Origin of the sequence: Azospirillum isscasi (genome assembly GCF_030849505.1) — a bacterium.
In the GTDB taxonomy this organism is placed as follows: Bacteria; Pseudomonadota; Alphaproteobacteria; order Azospirillales; family Azospirillaceae; genus Azospirillum; species Azospirillum isscasi.
This window is the reverse complement of record NZ_JAUJFI010000052.1, coordinates 1-25,962: the sequence shown is the minus strand read 5'-3', so window position 1 is coordinate 25,962 and position 25,962 is coordinate 1. Positions and strand designations below refer to the sequence as shown.

Sequence of the window (25,962 nt, the reverse complement as noted above, 5' to 3'; positions counted from 1 at the left end):
GGCTTTGCCGTTCAACAGCGCCAGCGGGGCAGGGGTTGCATCGCGGGGAGCGCGCCGGCAATCGGCGCCGGTCAGTCCCGGCGCAGCAGGAAGACGCCCTGTTCGCCCAGCAGGTTGGCGAGGCCGGAATGGGCGTGGCCGGTCACCCGGCCCTTGCGGTCCACGATCATGCAGCGTTCGATGCGGATGCCCATGTCCTCCGTCAGGACAACGAAGTCCTTGATCGTGCAGAAATGGATGTTGGGCGTCTCCCACCACTGATAGCCCAGCGTCTCCGTCACCGGCATGCGCCCGCTCAGCAGAAGCTGGAGCCGGATGCGCCAGTAACCGAAGTTGGGCACCGACACGATGGCCCGCCGCCCGATGCGGGTCATCGTCTCCAGCACCGTCCGCGGCTCCCGCATCGCCTGGAGGGTCTGGCTGAGGATCACGTAATCGAAGGCGCCCGCCGGATAGTCCTTCAGGTCCGCCTCGGCGTCGCCCTGGATCACCGACAGGCCCTGCGCCACGCACTGGTGCACGCCGTCCATCGACAGTTCGATCCCGCGCCCGTCCACACCCTTCCGCCGGGACAGATAGGCCAGCAGGGCGCCGTCGCCGCAGCCGACGTCCAGCACGCGGCTGCCCGGCTCGACCATCTCCGCGACCAGCTTCAGGTCGTGCCGGATGCCGTTGCCGGAGGCGGTGCGGGCGGCGGCTTGATTGTCGTCGAGGGGGCTCATGGCGTGGGTGCCCGTGTCAGGCCGCGGTGCTCCGCGCAGCCTTCCAGGAAGCCGCGGATCACCTGATGGAATTCCGGCTCGTCCAGCAGGAAGGAATCGTGGCCCTTGTCGGTCCGGATCTCCACGAAGCTGACGTTGGCCGCCACCGCGTTCAGGGCGTGCACGATGGCCCGCGATTCGGAGGTGGGGAACAGCCAGTCGCTGGAGAAGCTGGCCAGACAGAAGCGCACCGGCGTGCCCTTGCCGTCCTTGCGGAAGGCGTTGGACAGGGTGCCGCCCCCGTAATCCGCGGCGAGGTCGAAATAGTCCATCGCCCGCGTGATGTAGAGGTACGAGTTGGCGTCGAACCGCTCCACGAAGGTGATGCCCTGGTGGCGCAGATAGCTTTCCACCTGGAAATCGGCGTCGAAGCCGTAGGTGACGGACTGCCGGTTCTGCAGGTTGCGCCCGAACTTGCGGTGCAGCGCCGGTTCCGACAGGTAGGTGATGTGCGCGGCCATGCGCGCCACCGCCAGACCGCGGTGCGGGCGCGTGCCCTCCAGCAGGTAGTTGCCGCCGGCCCAGTCCGGGTCGGCCATGATCGCCTGCCGGCCCACTTCGTGGAAGGCGATGTTCTGCGCCGAATGGCGGGCCGCCGTGGCGATGGGCACCGCAGCGAAGACGGACTCGGGATAGGCCACCGCCCATTGCAGCACCTGCATGCCGCCCATCGAGCCGCCGATCACGCAGAAGAGCTGATCGATTCCCAGATGCTCCACCAGCAGCTTCTGCGCGCGCACCATGTCGCCGATGGTGATGACGGGGAAGCCCAGGCCATAGGGCTTGCCGGTCGCCGGGTCGGTCTCCTTCGGGCCGGTCGAGCCCATGCAGCCGCCGATGACGTTGGAGCAGATGACGAAATAGCGGTCGGTGTCCACCGGCTTGCCCGGCCCGACCAGCATCTCCCACCAGCCGGGCTTGCCGGTCACCGGATGCGGGTCCAGCACGTAATGGTCGCCGGTCAGGGCGTGGCAGATCAGGATGGCGTTCGACCGGTCGGCGTTCAGCGTGCCGTAGGTCTGGTAGGCGACCTCGAAGGGGCCCAGCTCCGCCCCGCTGTCCAGCCGCATGGGCCTGTCCACCCCGAGCGTGACCCGGAGACCGGGCAGCGTCGCGGGTTCGGCGGGCACGGCAGCGGCGGGATTCGGCGCGGACATGACGGGTCGGGGGCCTCCGGAAAACGGGACGGTATAGCTATGGACCGGCGGTTGGGAGTGTCAACGTTTTCTTTGATTTCGCGGCGTCCGCGGACTACTACTATCCGGCTTTGGATTCGCCCTGGATTCGACGGTTTCCCGCCCCATGCCTCCGCCCAAGTCCCCGCTCGACGATCTGCGCCGCGAGATCGATCACATCGACGATACGATCCACGACCTGCTGATGCGGCGCGCGGCGGTGGTGGAGCGCGTCGGCATCGTCAAAGGCCAGATGGAGGCCGCGGAGGGGCAGGCCAGCGGTAATCCCCAGGTCCCGATCTATCTGCGCCCGGCGCGCGAGGCGGTGATCCTGCGCCGCCTGATGGCGCGCCACGCCGGTTCCTTCCCGGCCATCGCGGTCGTCCGCATGTGGCGGGAGATGATCACCGCCTTCACCCGGCTCCAGGGTCCCTTCGCCGTCGCCGTCTACGCGCCGGAGGACCGCCGCGGATTCTGGGACGTGGCGCGCGACCATTTCGGCAGCGTCGTCCCGATGACCGCCGTCAACTCCCCCGCCGCGGCCATCCGCGCGGTGTCGGAAGGGACCGCGACGGTCGGCGTCGTGCCCTATCCGGCGGAAGACGACGCGGACCCCTGGTGGCGTTTCCTGGTGTCATCCGACGCGCGCACGCCGCGCGTGGTCGCCCGCCTGCCCTTCGCCGGGCGCGGCAACGCCCGCGGCGAGGACCGCGACGCCCTGGCCATCGCCCTGGTCCCGCACGAGCCGACCGGCGACGACCGCACCCTTCTGGGGATCGAACTGGGGCACGACCTCAGCCGCGGCCGGCTGAAGGACCATCTGGAGACGAGCGGGCTCGCCCCGACCTATTTCTGCACCTGGCACGCCCGCGACCCGTCCGGCCCCTCCATCCATCTGGTCGAGGTCGCCGACTTCGTCGACCACACCGACCCGCGCCTGTCCGCCTTCGCCGCAAGGCTGGGCGAGATTCCGGTGCGGATCAACATCGTGGGCGGCTACGCCGTGCCGCTCCACCTCTCCACCTCGTCTTTCCAATGACGCCCGCCCAATAACGCCCGCCCAATAACGCCCGCAAGGTCCGAGACCCGACATGACCCAGCCGAACAACGGCCCGGCGCCCCGCCCGGGGATTCTCGACATCGCCCCCTACGTCGGCGGCGAGCATGCGGGGCACATCCGCCTCGCCTCCAACGAAGGCGCGCTCGGCCCCAGCCCGCGTGCCGTGGAGGCCTACAAGGCCGCCGCGGGCGAGCTGCACCGCTATCCGGACGGCGGCTCCGCCAAGCTGCGCAAGGCCATCGCGGAGCGTTTCGGCCTGGACGCGGAGCGCGTCGTCTGCGGCGCCGGTTCCGATGAGCTGATCGCCCTGCTGATCCGCGCCTACGCCGGGCCGGGGGACGAGGTGCTGTATTCGCAGCACGGCTTCCTGATGTACCCGATCGGCGCCAAGTCGGTCGGCGCCACCCCGGTCCAGGCGCCGGAGACGAACCTGACCACCGACGTGGATTCGCTGCTGGCCCACGTCACGCCGCGCACCCGGCTGGTCTTCGTCGCCAACCCGAACAACCCGACCGGCACCTACATCACCGCCGACGAGATGGCCCGCCTGCACGCCGGCCTGCCGTCGAACGTCATCCTGGTCATCGACGCGGCCTACGCCGAGTACATGAACCACAACGACTATTCGGCGGGGCAGGAGTTGGTGGACCGCTTCCCCAACGTGGTGATGACCCGCACCTTCTCGAAGATCTTCGCGCTGGGCTCGGTCCGGCTGGGCTGGGCCTATTGCCCGGCGGGGATCGCCGACGTGCTGAACCGCGTGCGCGGCCCCTTCAACGTCTCCTCCGCCGCGCAGATCGCCGGCGTGGCGGCGCTGGAGGACACCGAGTTCCTGGAGCGCTCGCGCACCCACAACACCGAATGGCGGGAGTGGTTCGTGCAGCAGGTCCAGGGGCTGGGCCTGAAGACCCACCCCAGCGTGACGAACTTCGTGCTGGTGGACTTTGCGGGGCAGGCCGCGGGCAAGGACGACGCCGAGGCGGCGCGCCTGTTCCTGAAGGGCCGCGGCATCCTGGTCCGCCAGATGCCGTCCTACGGCCTGCCGAGCTGCCTGCGCGTCACCATCGGCACGGATGCCGAAATGCGCGAGGTGGTGCAGGCGCTGAAGGACTTCCTGGCGGCGTAGCAGCGCCGTCGAATGGTGTCGGATGGGGCCGGGCCTTGTGCCCGGCCTTTTCGTTTCAAGGCGCTTCGAGGGGGCTCACCGGCCAAAGTTTCGCTTGGTCAGTGGGCGGCTTGGTGCTTTATAGCGGGGCGTTCTGCAACCCTTCCGCAGCCGGTGCCCTGAGATCATGAGCGAGACCGCCACTCCCCTGTTCGATCGCGTCGCCATCGTCGGCATCGGCCTGATCGGTTCCTCCCTGGCGCGGGCGCTCACCCATTATGGAGTCGCGCGGCGGGTCGTCTGCGCGGACCGCAGCCCCGAGCACTGCGCCAAGGCCGTGGAACTGGGCATCGTGGAACGGGCCACCACCGATCTGGCGGAAGCGCTGGAGGGGGCGGAACTGGTCATCCTGGCGACCCCCGTCGGCGCCTTCGCGGAGGTGGGGGAGGCGCTCGGGCCGCTGCTGCGCCCCGGCATGATCGTGACGGACGTCGGCTCCGTGAAGCAGGCGGTGCTGCGCGACATCGGCCCGCACATCCCGGACGGCGTTCATCTGATCCCCGGCCACCCGGTGGCGGGCACCGAGCATTCGGGGCCGGAGGCCGGCTTCGCCACCCTGTTCCAGGGCCGCTGGTGCATCGTCACCCCGCCGCCCGGCGCCAACGAGGCGGCGGTGGACAAGGTGGTCGAGCTGTGGCGCCGCATCGGCTCGACGGTCGAACTGATGGACGCCAACCACCACGACCGCGTGCTGGCCATCACCTCGCACCTGCCGCACCTGATCGCCTACACCATCGTCGGCACGGCGTCGGACCTGGAGGACGACACCAAGTCGGAGGTCATCAAGTTCTCCGCCGGCGGTTTCCGCGACTTCACCCGCATCGCCGCCAGCGATCCGGTGATGTGGCGCGACGTCTTCCTGAACAACCGGGAAGCCGTCCTGGAGATCCTCCAGCGTTTCACCGAGGATCTGACCGCTCTCCAGCGCGCCATCCGCTGGGGCGAGGGGCAGCAGTTGCAGGACCATTTCACCAAGACCCGCGCCATCCGCCGCGGCATCATCGACGCCAAGCAGGCCTGACCGCCTCCCTGACCGCCTCCCTGACCGCCGCCGCCGCGACGCCGCTTGTCCGGTGCCGCCGGTCCACGCCTCATTTTCACATAAAAATTCTGATAAATAATAGTCGTGCATATGTGAATTACACAGTGTGCAGCAAAAGACGACTTGTCTGATAGGGATCAGTCGTGTTCAATAACCCCCGGCGCCTTGCCACCGATCGCAAGCCTGGGGAAAACCGTCCATGCCGTCCCGCTTCAGCCGACGCAGCCTCATCGCCGCAGGTGTGATCCTGGCCGCCTTGGCGTCCGCCAGCGCCGCGGGGCGCAACACCATCCTGAACGTGTCCTACGACCCGACGCGCGAGCTGTACGAGGAGTTCAACCCGGCCTTCGCCCGCACCTGGGCGGAGGTGGCGGGGGAGACGGTGGTCATCCGGCAGTCGCACGGCGGGTCGGGGGCGCAGGCGCGCTCGGTCATCGACGGGCTGGACGCCGACGTGGTGACCCTGGCGCTGGCCTACGACGTGGACGCCATCGCCGACACCGGGCTGATCGCCAAGGATTGGCGCGCACGGCTGCCGGACAACAGCTCCCCCTACACCTCGACCATCGTGTTCCTGGTCCGCAAGGGCAACCCGAAGCGGGTCAAGGACTGGGACGATCTGGTGAAGCCGGGGGTGGAGGTGGTGACGCCGAACCCGAAGACCTCGGGCGGGGCGCGCTGGAACTACCTCGCCGCCTGGGCCTACGCCTTGAAGACGAACGGCGGCGACGAGGCCAAGGCGAAGGCGTTCGTCGCGGCCCTGTTCCGGAACGTCCCGGTGCTGGACAGCGGGGCGCGCGGCGCCGCCCTGACCTTCACCCGCAAGGGCGTCGGCGACGTTCTGCTGGCCTGGGAGAACGAAGCCTTCCTGGCGCTTCAGGAATTCGGCGCCGACCGGTTCGAGATCGTCGTGCCGTCCCTGTCCATCCTGACCGAACCGCCGGTCGCCGTGGTGGACGGCGTGGTGGACCGCAAGGGCACGCGCAAGGTGGCGGAAGCCTATGTGCAATATCTCTACACCCGCGAAGGGCAGGAAATCGCCGCCCGGAACTTCTACCGGCCCCGCCACCCCGAACTGGCGCGGCAGTATGCCGGGCGCTTCTCCCCGGTGGCGCTGGTGACCGTCGATGACGTCTTCGGCGGCTGGCGCAAGGCGCAGGCGGCCCATTTCGCGGACGGCGCCCTGTTCGACCAGATTCAGCAGGCGCCGCGCTGACCCCCGATGGCCGGCAAGGATTGAACGAGCGGGAGGGCCAAGGACCATGAGCACGACATCGACCCCCCGGACGACGGACGGCGGCGCCGACCGGTTGAACGGCGTGATCGCCGAGAACGTCCGCAACTTCCGCCTGCGCCAGGGCCTGTCGGTCGAGGCGCTCGCCAAGCTGTCGGGCAACAGCCGCGCGGAGCTGGCCGCCATCGAGGCGGGGCGCGGGCAATCCAGCATCGACATCCTGTGGACCATCGCCCGCGCGCTGGACGTGCCCTTCTCCAGCCTGCTCAGCAGCGGGGCCAGCGGCGGGACCACGGTGATCCGGCGGGTGGACAGCCAGCCGCTGGCCTCGCGCGACGGGCGGTTCACCTCGCGGGCGCTGTTTCCCTTCCAGGGGGAGCGGCAGGTGGAGTTCTACGAACTGCGCCTCGCCCCCGGCACCGACGAGCGGGCGGACGCCCACACCATCGGCACGGTGGAGAACATTCTGGTCGGGCGCGGCGTGGTCGAGATCGAGACCGGCGACGGCACCCATCGGCTGGAGGATGGCGACACGATCCAGTTCGACGCCGACGCGCCCCACGCCTACCGCAATGTGGGAGACGGCGAGGCGGTGCTCTACCTGGTGATGACCTACGTGCTTTGAGGGTCCTGCCGGCGCGGCGAGCGGGGGGCGGTGCGAGCGCTTTCCCGTCAGGCGGCGGTCCGAACGCTGGCGTCGCCGTTGGCGGGTGCCTGCGGTCCGCTGCCGCGGGACATCTCCGCCTTCAGCGCCGTGGCGAGCTGCCGGAAGGTCTCCTTCCGCCCGGAGGTGCGGCGCCAGACCAGCCCGATCCGGCGGAAGGGCCGGTCCCCGCCCAGCGGGCGGACCACCACATCCAGGCCGCGAAGAATCCCCGAGTCGAGCGCCATCTGCGGCAGCAGAGTCACCCCCAGCCCGTTGGCGACCATCTGGACCAGGGTATGAAGGCTGGTTCCCTGGAACGCGGCGCTTTGCCGCGCCCCTTCCATGGCGCAGGCGGCCAGCGCGTGGTCGCGCAGGCAATGCCCGTCCTCCAGAAGCAGCAGATCCTCCAGCGCCACGTCGGACGGGCGGGGGGCGGTGACCCGGCTCAGCCGGTGGTCGGGTGTGCAGACCACGGAAAAGCGGTCTTCGGCGAGGTCGATGGTCTCCACGTCGCCGGACGGGTAGGGCAGGGCCAGGATGGCCGCGTCCAGTTCCCCCGAATCCAGCCGGTCGAGCAGGCGGGCGGTCTGGTCCTCGCGCAGGAACAGCTTCAGCTTGGGGAAGGAGTCCCGCAGGGCCGGCATCACGCGGGGGATCAGGAAAGGGCCGATGGTCGGAATCACCCCCAGATGGAGCGGCCCGGACATCGGGTCCTCCACGGAGCGGGCCATGTCCACCAACTCCTCCGCCCCCTTCAGCACGGTGCGGGCGCGTTCGGCGATGTCGCGGCCCAGCGGGGTGGGCAGGACGGTCCGCCGCGTGCGCTCCAGCAGCGGCGCGCCCAGCAGATTTTCCAATTCCTGGATGCCGGCGCTGAGGGTGGACTGGCTGACGAGGCACGCCTCCGCCGCCTTGCCGAAGTGGCAGCGATCGACGACGGCGACGAGGTAGTGGAGTTGGCGCAGGGTGGGCAGAGGCTTCATGCACCGCACAATAATCGGTTTTATCGATCAAAGCGATTGGTATTTTTCGCTTCCATCGTTGAGCCGTTACCCCTACCTTCCCTGGTGTCAAGCGACCAACGAGGGGGGGCAGACTTCCGGCAGGGATGCCGCGGCACGGGTAGCCCCGATGGGGACACGGCGCCGCGCGGGCAGGACACCGGAAAGACGCTTGCTCCAATCATTCAGACTGATGGAGAAATCATGTCCTTGATCAACACCGAGGTTAAGCCGTTCAAGGCGACCGCTTTCAAGAACGGCAAGTTCATCGACGTCAGCGACGCCGACCTGAAGGGCAAGTGGTCGGTGGTGTTCTTCTACCCGGCGGACTTCACCTTCGTGTGCCCGACCGAGCTGGAAGACCTGGCCGAGAACTACAGCGAGTTCCAGAAGCTCGGCGTTGAGATCTACAGCGTTTCGACCGACACGCATTTCTCGCACAAGGCGTGGCACGACACCTCGGCGGCCATCAAGAAGATCGAGTACACCATGGTCGGCGACCCGACCGGCACGATCTCCCGCAACTTCGAGGTCATGATCGAGGAGAAGGGCCTCGCCGACCGCGGCACCTTCGTCGTCGATCCGGACGGCAAGATCCAGATCGTCGAGATCAACGCCGGCGGCGTGGGCCGTGACGCCCGCGAGCTGCTCCGCAAGGTGAAGGCCGCCCAGTACGTCGCCTCGCACCCGGGCGAGGTCTGCCCGGCCAAGTGGGAAGAGGGTGAGAAGACCCTCGCCCCGTCGCTCGACCTCGTCGGCAAGATCTAAGCCTCTCCGGCTGATCGAACGGGAACCGCCGGCCGCATCCGCGGCCGGACGGTTCACACCATGACCGGACCGGTCATGGCGCACGGCTCCGGGCCCGGAACGTTTCCGGGCCCGGCCTGTGCGATCCAGGCTGTGACAAAAGAGCGCGCAGCCACAGAACGCGCCTTCAAAGAAAATCTGCTGCCCGGACCCGCCGCGCGATGCCGCCGGGCTCACTTCGATGACCTTTTTCGGGAGCCCTCGCCGTGTTGGATAGCAACGTCAAAGGCCAGCTCAAGGCCTATTTCGAAAAGATCACGCAGCCCGTCGAACTGGCCGCCTCCCTGGACGACGGCGCGAAGTCGCAGGAAATGCAGGCTCTGCTGCAGGACGTCGCGTCCCTGTCGGACAAGATCACCTTCGTCCGCACCGATGACGACGCGCGCAAGCCCTCCTTCGCGATCAACCGCAAGGGCACCGATGTCGGCGTCCGTTTCGCCGGCCTGCCGATGGGCCATGAATTCAATTCCCTCATCCTCGCCCTGCTGCAGGTCGGCGGCCACCCCTCGAAAGAGTCGGCGGAGGTCATCGAGCAGGTGAAGGCGCTGGAGGGTGAGTACCGGTTCGAGACCTATTTCTCGCTGTCCTGCCAGAACTGCCCCGACGTGGTGCAGGCCCTGAACCTGATGAGCGTTCTGAACCCGCGGATCAAGCATGTCGCCATCGACGGCGCGCTGTTCCAGCAGGAGGTCGAATCGCGCAAGGTCATGGCCGTGCCGTCCATCTTCCTGAACGGCGAGCCGTTCGGCCAGGGCCGCATGGGGCTGGAGCAGATCCTCGCCAAGATCGACACGGGCGCCGCCGCGCGCGACGCGGAGAAGATCAAGGCCAAGGACGCCTTCGACGTGCTGGTGATCGGCGGCGGCCCCGCCGGTTCGGCGGCGGCGATCTACGCGGCCCGCAAGGGCATCCGCACCGGCGTCGCGGCGGAGCGGTTCGGCGGTCAGGTGCTGGACACCATGGCCATCGAGAACTTCATCTCCGTCTCCCACACCGAGGGGCCGAAGCTGGCCGCGGCGCTGGAGCATCACGTCAAGGAGTATGAGGTCGACGTGATGAACCTCCAGCGCGCGGAGAAGCTGATCCCCGCCGCCGCTCCGGGTGGCCTGATCGAAATCCAGCTCGCCAACGGCGCCTCGCTGAAGTCGAAGACGGTGATCCTGTCCACCGGTGCCCGCTGGCGCCAGATGGGCGTCCCCGGCGAGGACGAGTACCGGAACAAGGGCGTGGCCTATTGCCCGCACTGCGACGGCCCGCTGTTCAAGGGCAAGCGCGTGGCGGTCATTGGCGGCGGCAACTCCGGCGTGGAAGCGGCCATCGACCTTGCCGGCATCGTTGCCGAGGTGACGCTGATCGAGTTCGACAGCCAGCTCCGCGCCGACGAGGTGCTCCAGCGCAAGCTGCGCAGCCTGCCCAACGTGCGCATCATCACCTCCGGCCTGACGACCGAGGTGCATGGCGACGGCACGAAGGTGACCGGCCTCAGCTACAAGAACCGCAACACGGGCGAGGTGCACCGGGTCGATCTCGAAGGCATCTTCGTGCAGATCGGCCTCGTCCCCAACACCGAATGGCTGAAGGGGTCGGTGGCGCTGAGCCCGCGCGGCGAGATCGAGGTGGATGTGCGCGGCCAGACCTCCGTCCCCGGCGTGTTCGCGGCGGGCGACGCGACGACGGTGCCGTACAAGCAGATCATCATCGCCATGGGCGAGGGGTCGAAGGCCGCCCTGTCCGCCTTCGACTACCTGATCCGCATGGTGCCGGCGGAGGCCGTCGCCGCGGCGTAAGCGGGGAGTGGTTGTATTGGGGCCCGCCTCCCAGCCTCCCCCCCACTTCGCTCTCGCGCAAGCGTAGCTTGCGCTGACGCGGCAGGCGGACCTTGGTCCGCCGAGAGCGGAGGGAGGAGTAAAGCCCTCCCCCCCCGCGCAAGTGGGGGAGGGTTGGGTGGGGGCCCGAAACCGGCGCTGACGAGCCGGGAAAGCACAACAGTGCCGGCAATGTTCGCTTTACGTTCTTATCCGTCGCCGCTATCCTGCCCCCCATGGACGAGATCCCGCGGCAGGCCCTGAAAGGACGGGGGTCGATCAGCAACACGACCTCCCGTTACGAGCGGGAGACGCGGGTCCTGGCCGACGACGGCTGGGGCGGGAACGAGGCGGTCACGGACCCCGTCCCGACGCAGGTCTTCGACGACACGGCCCGCTCGGTCCTGTCGAAGAACACGTCGCCCGACGTGATCTTCGAACGGTCGGTTAACCCCTACCGCGGGTGCGAGCATGCCTGCATCTATTGCTTCGCCCGCCCGACCCACGCCTATCTCGGCCTGTCGCCGGGGCTGGATTTCGAGACGAAGATCTTCCGCAAGGCCAGGGCGCCGGAGTTGCTGGCCGCGGAACTGCGGGCGAAATCCTACCGCTGCCAGCCGCTGGCGCTGGGCGCCAACACCGATCCCTACCAGCCCATCGAGCGGGAGCAGCGCATCACCCGCGCGGTGCTGGAGGTCTGCCGCGACTTCAACCAGCCGGTGATGGTCATCACCAAGTCGGCCCTGGTGCTGCGCGACCTCGACATCCTGGCCCCGATGGCGGCGAAGGGGCTGGTCAACGTCGCCTTGTCGGTCACCACGCTCGACCGCGACCTCGCGCGCCGGCTGGAGCCGCGGGCCAGCACGCCGCCCCGGCGCCTCGCCGCCATGCGCGAGCTGACCGCCGCCGGGGTGCCGGTGGCCGTGCTGGCCAGCCCGATGATTCCGGCGCTGAACGACCACGAGCTGGAGGCGATCCTCGCGGCGGCGGCGGAGGCCGGGGCGACGCAGGCCAACTACATCCTGCTGCGCCTGCCCCTGGAGATCAAAGACCTGTTCGAGGAATGGCTGCGCGAACACGCTCCCAACCGCGCCGACCGCGTGCTCAGCCTGATGCGCCAGTGTCGCGGGGGCGAACTGTACCAGTCCGGGTTCGGCACCCGCATGAAGGGCTCCGGCCCGGTCGCGGAGCTGCTGTCCAGGCGGTTCAAGCTGGCCTGCCGGCGCCTCGGCCTCAACGCCCGCGACGCCGGCCTGAACTGCGCCGCCTTCAAGCCCCCTCCGGCGCCCGGCGATCAACTGCCGCTGCTCTGATCGCGCTTGGCGGGCGGGCGGTCATCCGTCCGAGTCCGCGGTGATGCCGTGCTTGCGCAGCTTCGCGTAGAGGTTGGTGCGCGACAGGCCCAGGCTTCGCGCGGCTTCGAGCTTGTTGCCCTTGGCCTCTTCGAGCGCCGTGAGGATGAGCGACCGCTCCAGCTCGTCCATGGCGTCGGCGAGCGGGCGCTTCCGGGCCGGCGAGGCTGGGCGGTGGGCGGCGGTTTTCGGCAGGACGTCCGCGAAGTCCTCGGCCAGGATGCGCTCCCCTTCGGTGCGCACATAGACCTGTTCGATGACGTTGGCCAGTTCGCGCACGTTGCCGGGCCAATCATGCTCGTGCAGCACGCTGAGCGCCGCGGGCGTGAGGTCGCGCATCGGCTGGTCGAGGCTCACCGCCATCCGTTCCGAGAAGAGGGAGGCGAGGATTTCCAGATCTTCCTTGTGGTCGCGCAGCGCCGGCAACTGGATGGGGAAGACGTTGAGCCGGTAATAGAGGTCCGACCGGAAGGCGCCGCTCCGCACCATGTCCGGCAGCGGGCGGCTGGTCGCGGCGATGATGCGGACGTCGATCTTGATGACCTGGTTGGACCCGAGCGGCTCGACCTCGCGTTCCTGCAGCACGCGCAGCAGCTTGGCCTGAAGGGGCAGCGGCATGTCGCCGATCTCGTCGAGGAACAGCGTGCCGCCCTGCGCGAGCTGGAACTTGCCGGGCCGCGGCTGGCGGCTGGCCCCGGTGTAGGCGCCCGGCGCGACGCCGAAGAACTCCGCCTCCAGCAGGCTTTCGGGGATGGCCGCGACGTTGACGCCGACGAAGGGGCGGTCGACCCGGTCCGAGGCGGCGTGGATCGCCTGCGCCACCAGCTCCTTGCCGGTCCCCGTCTCGCCCAGCAGCAGCACCGCCGAATGGAACTGGCCCGCCTTGCGCACCAGCCGCTTCACCTGAAGCATCGCCGGGCTGAAGCCGACCAGATTCTCGACCGTGTATTTCGGCGCCCGGCTGGCGGCGAGTTCCTGCTCCATGCGGGCGAGGCGCGATTGCAGCTTGTTGAAGCGGTCGGCGATGGGCCGGAGATAGGTCAGGCTGTTCTTCAGGGCGAAGGCGAGGGCGCCGATGATCTCCCCCCGCTCGTCGCGCAGGGGCAGGCGGCTCACCAGCAGCGTGTGCTCCCCGTACCGCATGATGTCGAGCGGAAAGGAGCGTCCGGTCTCCACCACCTCGCGCATCTGGCTGTGCGGGATGACCCGTTCGACGGGCTGCCCCACCACCTCGGCCAGTGACCGGATGCCCAGCAGCGCCTTCCGCTTGTCATCGAACCAGACGTGCTTATCATTGGACCACACGATGCGCGCGTCCTTGTCGACCAGGATGGCGCCGTCGATCATCTCGTCGATCATCACCATCAGCGCGCGCGCCGCCGCGAAGTGCCCGTCCCGTTCCGCCGGCATGCCCGCCTCCCGTTGCGCTGTTCCTGTCAATATTCTGAACACTCTTTGTCAAAATCCGGCACAGAGGGAAAGCCCCGATTTGCCTGGGCGGGCGGGACCGATCGCGGTGGAATGTCCGGAATCGTCACCAACCTGTCCTTCACAGCCTCCGTCCGGTTTGCCTAACCCCTTCCATACCAACAATTTTCATTCCTGGCATGCCCCTTGCTTTGATTGCGCCAAGAAAATATGGGTGGCGCGGATGATCGGCTGAGCCTGCCGTCGCCGCGGCATTGGGTCAGGCAGGGGGGACGCACAAGGGCATGACGCAGCAGCGTATCGGAATCATCGGCGCCGGGCTGATGGGGCACGGGATCGCACAGGCGTTCGCGGTCGCCGGTCACCGGGTGGACATTCAGGAACCGGACCCCGGCCGCCGGGCCGGGATCGTCGATCGCGTCCGCAGCAATCTCCACCGGCTGGGGATGGACGGCGGCGCCGCGGACCGCATCCGGCCCTGCGAAACCCTCGAAGACGCCGTTGGGCACGCGGACGTCGTCATCGAGGCGGTCCCGGAGGATCTGGACCTCAAGCAGCGGATCTTCCTGGCGGTCGAGGCCGCGGCGCCGCCCCACGCGCTTCTGGCGAGCAACACGTCGGTGATTCCGATCACCCGGATCATGGAGCCGCTCCGGGACAAATCCCGCGCCATGGGCACCCACTGGTGGAACCCGCCCTACCAAATCCCGCTGGTCGAGGTCATCCAGACCGCCGAAACCGGCGACGCGGCGATTGCCGCGATGATCGGCCTGCTGGCCTCGGTCGGCAAGATGCCGGTGCATGTCCGCAAGGACGTTCCCGGCTTCATCGGCAACCGCTTGCAGCACGCGCTCTGGCGCGAGGCGGTCGCCCTCGTCCAGAACGGCGTGTGCGACGCCGAAACGGTCGATGCGGTGGTCAAGGCCAGCTTCGGGCGGCGCCTCGCCGTCCTGGGGCCGCTGGAGAACGCCGACCTCGTCGGCACCGACCTGACCCTGGCGGTGCACGAGCATGTCCTGCCGGACCTTGACCGCACACCCGGACCGCTGCCCCTGCTGCGCGACCTCGTCGCGTCCGGGCGGCTCGGCATGAAGGCCGGCGCCGGCTTCCGGAGCTGGACGGAGGCGCAGCGGACCGAGGTCCACGCCCGTCTGGCGGCCCACCTCCAGCGGCTGGACGGCGCCGGGAGCGCGTGACCGCAAGAGCGCCAGACCACCGCCGGATTCTCACACCCCCAATCCCTTTCGGGTCGAACACACAGGAAACCGTTTCATGGCCGCATCGCAGAAGAAGGTCATCATCAGTTGCGCGTTGACGGGGTCGATCCACACCCCGACCATGTCCGACGCGCTGCCGGTGACGCCGGACGAGATCGTCGAGCAGGGGATCGGCGCCGCCGAAGCCGGAGCGGCGATCCTGCACCTGCACGCCCGCGATCCCCGCACCGGACAGCCGACGCCGGACCCGGCGGTGTTCATGCAGTTCCTGCCGCGCCTCAAGCAATCCACCGCCGCGGTGCTGAACATCACCACCGGCGGCTCGCTCAACATGACGGTGCAGGAGCGCCTTGCCGCCCCCCTTCAGGCCCAGCCGGAAATGTGCTCGCTCAACATGGGGTCGATGAATTTCGGCATCTTCCCGCTGGCCGACCGCTACAAGGACTGGAAGCATGACTGGGAGGAGCCCTATCTGCGCAGCACGGACGATTTCATCTTCCGCAACACCTTCCGCGACATCGCCTACATCCTGAAGCATCTGGGCGAGGGCTGCGGCACGCGCTTCGAATTCGAGTGCTACGACGTCGGGCACCTGTACAACCTCGCGCACTTCGTCGACCGGGGGCTGGTGAAGCCGCCCTTCTTCGTCCAGACGATCTTCGGCATCCTCGGGGGCATCGGCGCGGAGCAGCGCAACCTCGTCTTCATGCGCGAAACCGCCGACCGCCTGTTCGGCAGCGATTACGAATGGTCGGTGCTGGCGGCTGGCCGCCACCAGATCCCGTTCACCACCATGGCCGCGGTCATGGGGGGGAACGTCCGGGTCGGGCTGGAGGACAGCCTTTATCTCAGCAAGGGCCGGCTGGCCCGCAACAGCGCGGAGCAGGTGGCGAAGATCCGCCGGATTCTCGAAGAGCTGTCGCTTGAGGTCGCCACCCCCGCCGAGGCGCGCGCCATGCTCGCCCTCAAGGGCGCCGACCAGGTGGCCTTCTGATCCGCAGGACGCTCCAGCCCGAAGGAAGAACGAAAATGCGAAACAGAAACGCCGTCGTCACCGGGTCCACCACCGGCATCGGGCTGGCGACCGCCCGCGAACTCGCCAGCCGCGGCTGCCATGTCATGCTCAACGGCTTCGGCGACCGTGCGGAGATCGACCGGCTGTGTGCCGGGATCGCGGCGCAGAGCGGCACGACGATCCTCCATTCGGGGGCCGACCTCAGCCGGCCCGACGAGGCCCGCGCCATGATGGCGGATGCGGCGGCGGCTTTGGGTCCGATCGACATCCTGGTGAACAACGCCGGGGTGCAGCATGTGGCGGCGCTGCACGAGTTCCCCGAGGACAAGTGGGATCTCCTGCTCGCGGTCAACCTCAGCGCCGCCTTCCACACGATCAAGGCGGCCCTTCCCGCGATGCGGGAACGCCGCTGGGGGCGCATCGTCAACACGGCGTCGGTCCTCGGCATGGTCGGCGCGCCGCACAAGCCGGCCTACGTCGCCGCGAAGCACGGCCTCATCGGCCTGACGAAGTCGGTGGCGATCGAGGTCGCCGAGCACGGCATCACCTGCAACGCGGTGTGTCCCGGCACGGTGCTGACGCCGATCATCGAGAAGCAGATCGCCCAGCAGGCGCAGGTCACCGGCCTGCCGGAGGACCGCGTGCTGAAGGCGGTGTTCCTCGACCGGATGCCGACGGGCCGGCTGATCCCCCCGGAGGAGGTCGCCGCCGCCATCGCCTTCCTGTGTTCCGACGCCGCCGCGTCGATCACCGGCACCGCCATCCCCGTGGACGGGGGCTACACGACACACTGAGTTCCCGGCCCACCGGGTCCCCGGCAGCCGCCCCAACCATCAAGAACAATCACCGTAGGGAGTGAAACCATGCGCACCATCCTTCTCGCCGGCGCCGCCTTCGCCGCCCTGGCGTCCGGCACGGCCCAGGCCCAGATGTCGGACAACGTCATCAGGATCGGCATGCTGTCCGACCGCTCCGGCATCTACGCCGACATCAACGGCGAGGGCTCGGCGGTGGCCGCGCGGCTGGCCGCCGAGGAGTTCGGCAACGCCGTCAACGGAACCAAGGTCGAGATCATCGTCGGCGACCACCAGAACAAGGCGGACATCGCGGCCAACCTCGCCCGCCAGTGGATCGACGTGGAGAAGGTCGATGTCGTTGCCGACGTGCCGAACTCCGCCGCGGCGCTGGCCGTGCAGGGCATCACGCGGGACAAGAAGCGCATCTTCCTGATGTCCGGTCCCGGCTCCACCGACCTGACGGGCAAGGAGTGCAGCCCCTACGGCTTCCTGTGGACCTGGGACAACCACGCCGTGGCCTCCTCCACCGCCCGCGCGCTGGTCGAGCAGGGCAAGAAGAGCTGGTTCTTCATCACCGCCGACTATGCCTTCGGCCATTCGCTGGAAACCGAAGCCGCCAACACCGTCAAGCAGCTCGGCGGCACCATCAAGGGCAGCGTGCGCCATCCGCTGGCAAGCTCGGACTTCTCGTCCTTCCTGCTCCAGGCGCAGGCATCGGGCGCGGAGGTCGTCGCCTTCGCCAACGCCGGAGGCGACACCATCAACGCGGTCAAGCAGGCCGCCGAGTTCGGCATCCCCCAGGGCGGCCAGACGCTGGCGGGGCTGCTGCTGAACGTCAACGACATCCATGCGCTGGGCCTCGACACCGCGCAGGGCCTGATGCTGGCGAATTCCTTCTACTGGGACATGAACGACGAAACCCGCGCCTGGTCGAAGCGGTTCGAGGAACGGACCGGGCGCAAGCCGTCGATGAACCAGGCGGGGGTGTATTCGGCGGTCAAGCATTACCTGAAGGCCGTGCAGGAGGCCGGCACCGACGACGCCGACACGGTGGCCGCCAAAATGCGGGCCACGCCGGTCACCGACATGATGATGAAGAACGCGAAGATCGCCGACAATGGCCGCATTTTCAACGACATGTATCTGGCGCAGATCAAGACCCCCGGCGAGTCGAAGGGGGCCTGGGATTATTTCAAGATCCTCAAGACCATTCCCGGCGAGCAAGCCTACATCGCCCCCAAGGACAGCGGCTGCCCCCTCGTGAAGTGACGGTTGGGGAGCGGAGACGCTCCCCTTCCACCCTCCTTCGGCGGCGGGGCCGGACCGGCGTCCGGAATTCAGTAGGATTTCGGCAGGTCCAGGACATGCTCCGCCACATAGGCCAGGATCAGGTTGGTGGAGATCGGCGCCACCTGATACAGCCGGGTTTCGCGGAACTTGCGCTCCACGTCGTATTCACAGGCGAAGCCGAAGCCGCCGTGGAATTGCAGGCAGGCGTTCGCCGCCTCCCACGACGCCTTGGCGGCGAGGTGCTTCGCCATGTTGGCCTGCGCGCCGCAGGGCTCGCCGGCGTCGTAGAGGCGGCAGGCTTCGAAGCGCATCAGGTTGGCGGCCTCCACCTCGATGAAGCTTTCGGCGATGGGGAACTGCACGCCCTGGTTCTGCGCGATGGGGCGCCCGAACACCTGACGGTCGCGGGTGTAATTGCACACCTTGTCGATGAACCAATAGCCGTCGCCGATGCATTCCGCCGCGATCAGCGCGCGTTCGGCGTTCAGGCCGGTCAGGATGTATTTGAAACCCTGGCCCTCCTCGCCGATCAGGTTCTCTTCCGGGATTTCCAGGTTGTCGAAGAACAGCTCGTTGGTTTCATGGTTGACCATGTTGCGGATGGGCCGGACGGTCATGCCCTTTGCCATCGCCTCCTTGATGTCGACGATGAAGATCGACATCCCCTCCGACTTCCTGCGCACTTGATCGAGCGGCGTGGTGCGGGCCAGCAGGATCATCAGGTCGGAATGCTGAACGCGGGAGATCCAGACCTTCTGCCCGTTGACGACGTAGCGGTCGCCCTTCTTCTCCGCCCTGGTCTTGATGCGGGTGGTGTCGGTGCCGGTGGTCGGCTCGGTGACGCCCATCGACTGGAGGCGCAGCTCGCCCGCGGCGATCTTCGGCAGATAGCGGCGGCGCTGCTCCTCCGACCCGTGCCGGACCAGCGTGTTCATGTTGTACATCTGGCCGTGGCAGGCGCCGGAATTGCCGCCCGACCGGTTGATCTCCTCCATGATGACGGAGGCTTCGGTCAGGCCGAGGCCCGATCCGCCATATTCCTCCGGGATCAGGGCGGCCATCCAGCCGGCCCTGGTCAGCGCCTCCACGAACTCCTCGGGATAGGCGCGCTCCTCGTCGATGCGGCGGTGATACTCGCCGGGGAACTGGGCGCACAGCGCGCGCACGGCGTCGCGGATCTCGTCGAAGCCCTGGCCGATGCTGCTCTTCATGTCCGGTCACTCCGGGTTCGGGGTCGTGGGGGTGGCGTGGGCCAGGAGGGCTTCCGCCCGCTCCGCGACGGGGCGGTCCACCATCACGCCCGCTCGGCGTCCAGCTCCGCGGACATGGCGACGAAGCCCTCGTGATCGGCCACCCACAGCCGGGCGCCGGCCTCGCTCGGCGCGCCGCACAGGGTCAGCGGATGGATGTCGAACAGGGGCCGTTTCGCTCGGAAGCGGAAGCCGGTCACCCGCAACCCCGGATTCTGGCGCAGGAACAGGTCCACCAGCATCGTGGCGCTGAGCGGCCCGTGGAACACCAGCCCCGGATAGCCTTCCACGTCGCGGCAATAGTCGCGGTCGTAATGGATGCGGTGGCCGTTGAAGGTCAGGGCGGAGAAGCGGAACAGCAGCACCGGATCGGGCACGATGCGCCTTTGCCACGCCGGCTCACCCGGCGGACGCTCGCCCGGGGCGGGAGCCTCGCCGGGCCTGGCGGCGTCCCGGTACACGATGTCGTGGAACTCGGTGACGGCGGGGCCGGCGGCGGTGGCGATCTCGTGCCGGACCTTCACGAAGACCATCCGGCCCGACCGGCCCTCCTTCGGCGTCACGTCGTCGATGGTGGAACGGCGGGTGATCGCCTCGCCGCTGCGGATGGGCCGGTGAAAGGTCAGGCTGCCGCCGGCCCACATGCGGCGGGGCAGATCCACCGGCGGCAGGAAGCCGCCCTTGTGCGGATGGCCGTCCGCGGCGATGTCGCGCTGCGGCGCCCGCGGCAGGAAATACAGCCAATGCCCCAGCGGCGGCACCTCGCCCGCCGGCCAGGGCGGCGCGTCGTGGTCGAGCGTCGCGGCCAGGCCGGCCAGCGCCGCCGGTGCCGCGATGTCTTCGGCGCTCTCCGATGTGCCGATCCAGTCGCGCAAGTGGTCCATGGCCATGCTCCGCTCCCCCTTCTGCTTATTGGTCGAATTCCCGCCGGACGGCGTCGGTGTGCTGGCCCAGCGCCGGCACGGCGCCGGAGACGAAGGGCCGGCCATGCACCTGCACCGGCGGCGCCACCACCTCGGCCGGACCGCCCGGCGTTCCGGCGGTGACGCGGCGCAACTGCGCGTGGGCGGACAGGTCCGCCACCTCGTTCAGCGAGCCGAAGGCGGTGCGCGCACGGGTCAGGCGGCGGACGGCCTCGGCGTGGTCCATGGTTCGGAAGATGGCGGCGACGAGCGCGTCCAGCTCCGGGCGGTTGGCGACGCGCCGGTTGTTGGTCGAGAAGCGCTCGTCCGTCGCCAGCTCGGGCCGCAGGAGCACGTCGGCGCAGAAGGCCGCCCATTCGCGCTCGTTCTGGATCGACAGCACCACCTGCCGGCCATCGGCCAGCGCGAAGGCGGAGTAGGGGGCGATGCTCGGGTGCTTCAGGCCGACCCGCCCCGGCGCCTTCCCGCCGTAGTCGTGGTGCATCAGCGGCACCATCATCCATTCCGCCAGCGAGTCGAACAGGGACACCGCCACCCCCGACCCCACCCCGGTGCGTTCGCGCTCCAGCAACGCTTGAAGCACCCCGGTGTAGGCGTTCATGCCGCAGGCGATGTCGGCCACCGACACACCGACGCGCCCCGGCTGGTCCGGCGATCCGGTGATGGAGGCCAGCCCGGTCTCGCTCTGGACCAGCAGGTCGTAAGCCTTCATGTCGCGGTAGGGGCCGTCGTCGCCATAGCCGGAGATATCGCAGGTGATCAGCCGGGGGTGGCGCCGCCGCAGGGACTCCGAACCGAAGCCGGCCCGCTCCGCGGCACCCGGCGCGAGGTTCTGCACGAACACGTCGGCGCGGGCGGCCAGCCGGTTCAGCAGGCCGGCGTCCTCCGGCCGCTTGATGTCGAGGACGACGGATTCCTTGCCGCGGTTGAGCCAGACGAAATAGGAGCTTTCCCCATGCACCACGGCGTCGTAGCCGCGGGCGAAATCGCCGTCCGGGCGTTCGATCTTGATCACCCGCGCGCCGGCATCGGCAAGGCGGGACGTGCACAACGGCGCCGCCACCGCCTGCTCCAACGAGACGACCAGCAATCCGGACAAAGGGGCACTCATCCTGGGCAGCCTCCACAACACGGACCAGATGCGCCGCAACGGCCATCGTTCTTGGTTGGGATGCTAAACAATCAGTCCGGCGCTGGCCAATATTGTTGGGGCATGTGTCGCATACCGGCTTCCGGCGGGGCGCCGGCCAAACCCCTTTCAACCGTTCGTGCAGCGCTTCCGTTCCATTCATCCGCTTCATAAGCCTTATCGCGGACCGGTGGGTAATCGCGGGAACGGCACGGCCTAGCTTTTCCCCATCCAACAAGCGGACGAGCCGTCTTCAGCCTGGAAGGGAAGAGGATTTCACCGATGCCACAGTCCGGCGACCTCGACATGACGCGGCGCGGCCTTCTGCTTGGGACCGCCGCCACCGCCGCTCTGACCGCGGCGCCGTTCCGGGCGCCGGCGCGGGCGGCCACCGTTGGAGAGACCGCCATGCCTCCCCCCGCGACACGGCCCGCAACCCCCGTCCTGACGCCCGTCCTGTCGAAGGTCGCCTTCACCGTGAACGGGCAGCGCCACGACCTGGAACTCGACACGCGGACGACGCTGCTCGACGCGCTGCGCGAACATCTGCACCTCACCGGCACCAAGAAGGGCTGCGACCACGGCCAGTGCGGCGCCTGCACGGTCATCGTGGACGGACAGCGGATCAATGCCTGCCTGACGCTCGCGGTGATGCACGAGGGCGGCAGCGTCACCACCATCGAAGGGCTGGGCACACCGGCCAAGCTGCACCCCATGCAGGCCGCCTTCGTGGCGCATGACGGCTACCAGTGCGGCTACTGCACGCCCGGCCAGATCTGTTCGGCGGTGGCGATGCTGGACGAGATCAAGGCCGGCGTGCCCAGCCACGTCACCGCCGACCTGACCGCCCGCCCCCAGGCGACCGTGGACGAGTACCGCGAGCGGATGAGCGGCAACATCTGTCGCTGCGGGGCCTATTCCAACATCGTCGATGCGATCTCGGACGTCGCACGGAGGGAGGCATGAAGCCCTTCACCTACGAACGGGCGGACTCCCCCGCCGCCGCCGCCGCCGCGGCCGAACGCCAGCCGGGGGCGCGCTTCATCGCGGGCGGCACCAACCTGCTCGACCTGATGAAGCTGGAAATCGAGACGCCGGCCCACCTGATCGACGTCAACGGGTTGAAGCTCGACAGCGTGGAGCCGACGCCGGACGGCGGCCTGCGCATCGGCGCGCTGGTGCGAAACACGGCGCTGGCCGCCGACCCGCGGGTGCGGCGCGACTATGGGGTGCTGTCGCGCGCCCTGCTGGCCGGGGCATCCGGCCAACTGCGCAACAAGGCGACGACCGCGGGCAACCTGCTCCAGCGCACGCGCTGCCCCTACTTCTACGACACCAATCAGCCCTGCAACAAACGCCAGCCCGGCAGCGGCTGCGCCGCCATCGGGGGGTACAGCCGGCAACTCGCCGTCATCGGGGGGAGCGACGCCTGCATCGCCACCCACCCCAGCGACATGGCCGTCGCCATGCGCGTGCTGGACGCCACGGTGGAGACGGTGCGGGCCGACGGCGCCACGCGCCGCATCCCCATCGCGGAGTTCCACCGGTTGCCCGGCGACACCCCGCACATCGAAACGGCGCTGATGCCCGGCGAACTGATCACCGCGGTGACGTTGCCCAAGCCGGTCGGCGGCGCGCAGGTCTACCGCAAGGTGCGCGACCGCGCGTCCTACGCCTTCGCGCTGGTCTCGGTCGCCGCGGTGGTGCAGCGCGACGGCAGCGGGCGGGTGGCGCTGGGCGGCGTGGCCCACAAGCCGTGGCGCGTCGAGGCCGCGGAGGCCGAGATGCCGCGCGGCGCCAAGGCGGTGGCCGCCGGGCTGCTGGCCGGCGCGAAGCCGGCGCACGACAACGCGTTCAAGCTGACCCTGGCGGAGCGGACGCTCGCCGCGGTGCTGGCCGAAGCGAGGAGCTGAGCCATGAAGTTCGACATTCCCGCGACCACCAACCCGATCGACCGGCTGACGGTGGTGGGCAAGCCGACCGACCGCATCGACGGGCCGCTGAAGACCACGGGAACGGCCACCTACGCCTATGAATGGCACGACGTGGCGCCGAACGCCGCCTATGGCTGGGTCATCGGCTCGGCCATCGCCAAGGGGCGCATCGCGTCCCTGGACCTGGAGGCGGCGAAGGCGGCCCCCGGCGTGATCGCCATCGTCACGGCGGACAACGCCGGGCCGCTCGGCAAGGGCGAGCGCAACGCCGCCACCCTGCTCGGCGGGCCGGAGATCGAGCATTACCAGCAGGCCGTGGCGCTGGTGGTGGCGGAAACCTTCGAACAGGCCCGCGCCGCGGCGTCATTGGTCCGCATCGACTACGCACCGGCGCAGGGCGCCTACGATCTGGCCGCCGCGAAGGGCTCGGCGGAGAAGACCAAGGCCGGCGATTCGGTGGTGGGCGATTTCACGGGCGCCTTCGCGGCGGCTCCGGTGACGCTCGACCAGACCTACGGCACGCCGGACGAGAGCCACGCGATGATGGAGCCGCACGCCACCCTCGCCGTCTGGGAGGGCGACCGGCTGACCGTCTGGACCTCCAACCAGATGATCGACTGGACGGTGACCGACCTGTCGGAAACGCTGAAGATGCCCAAGGAGAAGGTGCGCGTCATCTCGCCCTTCATCGGCGGCGGCTTCGGCGGGAAGCTGTTCCTGCGCGCCGACGCGCTGCTGGCCGCGCTCGGTGCCCGGGCCGCCGGGCGCCCGGTCAAGGTCGGTCTGCAACGGCCCTTGATGATCAACAACACGACGCACCGGCCCGCCACCATCCAGCGCATCCGCATCGGCGCCACGCGGGACGGGACGATCACCGCCATCGCCCATGAAAGCTGGTCCGGCAATCTGCCCGGCGGGGCGGAGGAGACGGCGACCGACCAGACGCGGCTGCTCTACGCCGGGCCGAACCGCCTGATCGGCAACCGCATCGCCACGCTCGACCTGCCCGAGGGCAACGCCTTGCGCGCGCCGGGGGAGGCGCCGGGCATGATGGCGCTGGAAATCGCCATGGACGAGATGGCGGAGAAGCTGGGGCTGGACCCGGTGGAGTTCCGCATCCGGAACGACACGCAGACCGATCCCGCCGACCCCGACCGGCCCTTCTCGCAGCGCCAGCTCGTGCAATGCCTGCGCATCGGGGCGGAGCGGTTCGGCTGGAGCAAACGGAATCCGCAGCCGGGGCAGGTGCGCGACGGGCGCTGGCTGGTCGGGCTGGGCATGGCGGCGGCCTTCCGCAACAACCTGCTGACCAAATCGGCGGCGCGGGTGCGGCTGGACCGCAACGGCATGGTGACGGTCGAGACCGACATGACCGACATCGGCACCGGCAGCTACACCATCATCGCCCAGACCGCGGCGGAGATGATGGGGGTGGGGCTGGACAAGGTGGCGGTGCGGCTGGGCGATTCGAGCTTCCCGGTGTCCGCCGGGTCGGGCGGGCAGTGGGGCGCCAACAATTCCACCGCCGGGGTCTACGCCGCCTGCGTGAAGCTGCGCGAGGCGGTGGCGCAGCGGCTGGGAGTCAACTCGGCGGATGCGCGCTTCGCGGATGGGCAGGTCGTCGCCGGCAACCGCCGCGTCCCCCTGGCCGAAGCGGCGGGTGCGGACGGCCTGTCCGCCGAGGACGGCATCGAATACGGCGACCTCGACAAGAAGTACCAGCAATCGACCTTCGGCGCCCATTACGTGGAGGCCGCGGTGGACTCCGCCACCGGCGAGATCCGCGTGCGGCGGATGCTGGCGGTGTGTGCGGCGGGCCGCATCCTGAATCCGAAGTCGGCGCGCAGCCAGGTGATCGGCGCCATGACCATGGGCGTCGGCGCGGCGCTGATGGAGGAGCTGGCGATCGACAAGCGGGCGGGCTTCTTCGTCAACCACGACCTCGCCGGCTACGAGGTGCCCGTTCATGCCGACATCCCGCACCAGGAGGTGATCTTCCTGGACGAAACCGACCCGATCTCCTCGCCGATGAAGGCCAAGGGGGTGGGTGAGTTGGGCCTGTGCGGGGTGGGGGCGGCGGTCGCCAACGCGGTTCACAACGCGACGGGGGTGCGGGTGCGGGAGTACCCGATCACGCTCGACAAGATCCTGGACCGGTTGCCGGCGGTGGGGTGAGGACTGTGCCGGCGTTGCCCCCACCCCGGTCCTCTCCTGCGAAAGCGGGGGAGGGTTAGGGTGGGGGCAACGCTTCGGAGAGGCACCCCGTTCGCGCACCCCAAAAATGTCACGTGCCTCCCGGTTGTCGGATGGATGAAGACTCCAGCCCCGGATGTTCATTCGGGTGAGACGTTTCCTGGAGCCATCATGACGCACATCCGCTTCGCCCCCAAATCCCTCGCCATCGCGCTGCTGGCCGGTGTGGCGGCCCTGGGCGCGGGGGTGTCCCCGGTCCTCGCCGATCCGCCGGACTGGGCACCGGCCCACGGCTGGCGCGCCAAGCAGGAGCGTCACCACGAGCGTCACCACGAGCGTGGCCGCCATCACGACCACGGCTACATCGACGGCGGGTACGGCGATGGGCGCGTGGTGATCGTCCGCCGGCCCCCGCCGGTGGTGGTCTACGAGCAGCCGCCGGTCGTGCATTACGCCCCGGCCCCCGTCTATGTCGAGGAACCGCCGCCCGTCATCGTCCAGCAGCGCCCGCGCGTGGTCCGCACGGCGCCGCAGGTGGTGGAATGCGGGCCGCTCGACGGCGACCTGATCGGCGTGCTGGGCGGGGCCGCGGTCGGCGGGCTGGTCGGCTCGCAGTTCGGGCGCGGCGACGGGAAGCTGGCGGCGACCGCCGCCGGGACGCTGGGCGGCGCCATGCTGGGCGGCGCGATGACCCGCGGCGACGGCTGCTGAGCCTCCGTTCGGATCAGCCCACGCCCC

General features: G+C 69.0%; 23 protein-coding genes. 16 read left to right on the top strand and 7 right to left on the bottom strand.

Features of this window, described 5'->3' with window-relative positions; genetic code table 11:
* Positions 1 to 71 precede the first annotated feature (71 nt).
* Positions 72 to 722 (bottom strand): methionine biosynthesis protein MetW, encoded by a 651-nt coding sequence (gene metW, locus QSG27_RS12775; RefSeq protein WP_306706677.1) that lies wholly within the window; start codon positions 720 to 722, stop codon positions 72 to 74.
* A complete protein-coding gene (metX, locus tag QSG27_RS12770) occupies positions 719 to 1,918 on the bottom strand; it encodes a homoserine O-acetyltransferase MetX (protein WP_306706676.1) in 1,200 nt (399 codons plus the stop codon). The genes metW and metX overlap by 4 nt, the downstream gene beginning before the upstream one ends.
* Before the next feature lie 145 nt (positions 1,919 to 2,063).
* Here metX and QSG27_RS12765 point away from each other — a divergent pair, with 145 nt between their 5' ends.
* From QSG27_RS12765 to QSG27_RS12745, 5 genes are all read left to right on the top strand, one after another.
* On the top strand, positions 2,064 to 2,975 hold the full coding sequence (locus tag QSG27_RS12765; RefSeq protein WP_306706674.1) for a chorismate mutase: 912 nt from the start codon (positions 2,064 to 2,066) through the stop codon (positions 2,973 to 2,975).
* A 52-nt stretch (positions 2,976 to 3,027) separates the two neighbouring features.
* Complete coding sequence (gene hisC / locus QSG27_RS12760; RefSeq protein WP_306706672.1) at positions 3,028 to 4,122, top strand: histidinol-phosphate transaminase; 1,095 nt, start codon at positions 3,028 to 3,030, stop codon at positions 4,120 to 4,122.
* 166 nt (positions 4,123 to 4,288) lie between these two features.
* Positions 4,289 to 5,182, top strand: a complete 894-nt coding sequence (locus tag QSG27_RS12755) for a prephenate/arogenate dehydrogenase family protein (protein ID WP_306706670.1) — start codon at positions 4,289 to 4,291, stop codon at positions 5,180 to 5,182.
* A gap of 220 nt (positions 5,183 to 5,402) precedes the next feature.
* Positions 5,403 to 6,419, top strand: a complete 1,017-nt coding sequence (locus QSG27_RS12750) for a sulfate ABC transporter substrate-binding protein (protein WP_306706668.1) — start codon at positions 5,403 to 5,405, stop codon at positions 6,417 to 6,419.
* Positions 6,420 to 6,465: 46 nt separating this feature from the next.
* A complete protein-coding gene (locus QSG27_RS12745; RefSeq protein WP_306706666.1) occupies positions 6,466 to 7,062 on the top strand; it encodes a helix-turn-helix domain-containing protein in 597 nt (198 codons plus the stop codon).
* A 47-nt stretch (positions 7,063 to 7,109) separates the two neighbouring features.
* On the opposite strand, the gene QSG27_RS12740 is transcribed toward QSG27_RS12745, so the two are convergent.
* Complete coding sequence (locus QSG27_RS12740; RefSeq protein WP_306706664.1) at positions 7,110 to 8,066, bottom strand: hydrogen peroxide-inducible genes activator; 957 nt, start codon at positions 8,064 to 8,066, stop codon at positions 7,110 to 7,112.
* A 222-nt stretch (positions 8,067 to 8,288) separates the two neighbouring features.
* On the opposite strand from QSG27_RS12740, the gene ahpC reads away from it, so the two are divergent.
* The 3 genes from ahpC (at position 8,289) to QSG27_RS12725 (ending at position 12,009) form a co-directional block, all read left to right on the top strand.
* A complete protein-coding gene (gene ahpC / locus QSG27_RS12735) occupies positions 8,289 to 8,852 on the top strand; it encodes an alkyl hydroperoxide reductase subunit C (protein WP_306706662.1) in 564 nt (187 codons plus the stop codon).
* Positions 8,853 to 9,097: 245 nt separating this feature from the next.
* Positions 9,098 to 10,678 carry an alkyl hydroperoxide reductase subunit F gene (ahpF, locus tag QSG27_RS12730; protein ID WP_306706660.1) on the top strand — a complete coding sequence of 527 codons (1,581 nt, stop codon included), beginning with the start codon at positions 9,098 to 9,100 and terminating at the stop codon, positions 10,676 to 10,678.
* A 254-nt stretch (positions 10,679 to 10,932) separates the two neighbouring features.
* Positions 10,933 to 12,009, top strand: a complete 1,077-nt coding sequence (locus QSG27_RS12725; RefSeq protein ID WP_306706658.1) for a PA0069 family radical SAM protein — start codon at positions 10,933 to 10,935, stop codon at positions 12,007 to 12,009.
* 21 nt (positions 12,010 to 12,030) lie between these two features.
* Here the strand turns inward: QSG27_RS12725 and QSG27_RS12720 are convergent, their stop codons facing one another.
* Positions 12,031 to 13,458 (bottom strand): sigma-54 interaction domain-containing protein, encoded by a 1,428-nt coding sequence (locus QSG27_RS12720; protein WP_306706656.1) that lies wholly within the window; start codon positions 13,456 to 13,458, stop codon positions 12,031 to 12,033.
* A 302-nt stretch (positions 13,459 to 13,760) separates the two neighbouring features.
* On the opposite strand from QSG27_RS12720, the gene QSG27_RS12715 reads away from it, so the two are divergent.
* From QSG27_RS12715 to QSG27_RS12700, 4 genes are all read left to right on the top strand, one after another.
* On the top strand, positions 13,761 to 14,672 hold the full coding sequence (locus tag QSG27_RS12715) for a 3-hydroxyacyl-CoA dehydrogenase family protein (RefSeq protein ID WP_306706654.1): 912 nt from the start codon (positions 13,761 to 13,763) through the stop codon (positions 14,670 to 14,672).
* 76 nt (positions 14,673 to 14,748) lie between these two features.
* Complete coding sequence (locus QSG27_RS12710) at positions 14,749 to 15,687, top strand: BKACE family enzyme (RefSeq protein ID WP_306706652.1); 939 nt, start codon at positions 14,749 to 14,751, stop codon at positions 15,685 to 15,687.
* A 35-nt stretch (positions 15,688 to 15,722) separates the two neighbouring features.
* Positions 15,723 to 16,502, top strand: a complete 780-nt coding sequence (locus QSG27_RS12705; protein ID WP_306706650.1) for a 3-hydroxybutyrate dehydrogenase — start codon at positions 15,723 to 15,725, stop codon at positions 16,500 to 16,502.
* Positions 16,503 to 16,571: 69 nt separating this feature from the next.
* Positions 16,572 to 17,774 (top strand): ABC transporter substrate-binding protein, encoded by a 1,203-nt coding sequence (locus QSG27_RS12700; RefSeq protein WP_306706649.1) that lies wholly within the window; start codon positions 16,572 to 16,574, stop codon positions 17,772 to 17,774.
* 68 nt (positions 17,775 to 17,842) lie between these two features.
* Here QSG27_RS12700 and QSG27_RS12695 read toward each other — a convergent pair whose 3' ends face one another.
* The 3 genes from QSG27_RS12695 to QSG27_RS12685 form a co-directional block, all read right to left on the bottom strand.
* Positions 17,843 to 19,006: an acyl-CoA dehydrogenase family protein gene (locus tag QSG27_RS12695; protein WP_306706647.1), complete on the bottom strand. Its 1,164-nt coding sequence runs from the start codon at positions 19,004 to 19,006 to the stop codon at positions 17,843 to 17,845.
* Between the two features lie 83 nt (positions 19,007 to 19,089).
* Positions 19,090 to 19,935: an FAS1-like dehydratase domain-containing protein gene (locus QSG27_RS12690; protein ID WP_306706645.1), complete on the bottom strand. Its 846-nt coding sequence runs from the start codon at positions 19,933 to 19,935 to the stop codon at positions 19,090 to 19,092.
* Between the two features lie 19 nt (positions 19,936 to 19,954).
* Positions 19,955 to 21,079 (bottom strand): CaiB/BaiF CoA transferase family protein, encoded by a 1,125-nt coding sequence (locus QSG27_RS12685; RefSeq protein ID WP_306706643.1) that lies wholly within the window; start codon positions 21,077 to 21,079, stop codon positions 19,955 to 19,957.
* 300 nt (positions 21,080 to 21,379) lie between these two features.
* On the opposite strand from QSG27_RS12685, the gene paoA reads away from it, so the two are divergent.
* The 4 genes from paoA to QSG27_RS12665 all read left to right on the top strand — a co-directional run bounded on the left by paoA (position 21,380) and on the right by QSG27_RS12665 (position 25,935).
* Entirely contained in the window at positions 21,380 to 22,063 is a 684-nt protein-coding gene (paoA, locus tag QSG27_RS12680) for an aldehyde dehydrogenase iron-sulfur subunit PaoA (protein WP_306706641.1), read from the top strand.
* A complete protein-coding gene (locus QSG27_RS12675) occupies positions 22,060 to 23,010 on the top strand; it encodes an FAD binding domain-containing protein (protein WP_306706639.1) in 951 nt (316 codons plus the stop codon). The genes paoA and QSG27_RS12675 overlap by 4 nt, the downstream gene beginning before the upstream one ends.
* Positions 23,011 to 23,013: 3 nt before the next feature.
* Positions 23,014 to 25,206 carry an aldehyde oxidoreductase molybdenum-binding subunit PaoC gene (gene paoC / locus QSG27_RS12670; protein ID WP_306706638.1) on the top strand — a complete coding sequence of 731 codons (2,193 nt, stop codon included), beginning with the start codon at positions 23,014 to 23,016 and terminating at the stop codon, positions 25,204 to 25,206.
* A 189-nt stretch (positions 25,207 to 25,395) separates the two neighbouring features.
* A complete protein-coding gene (locus QSG27_RS12665) occupies positions 25,396 to 25,935 on the top strand; it encodes a glycine zipper 2TM domain-containing protein (protein ID WP_306706636.1) in 540 nt (179 codons plus the stop codon).
* Positions 25,936 to 25,962 lie beyond the last annotated feature (27 nt).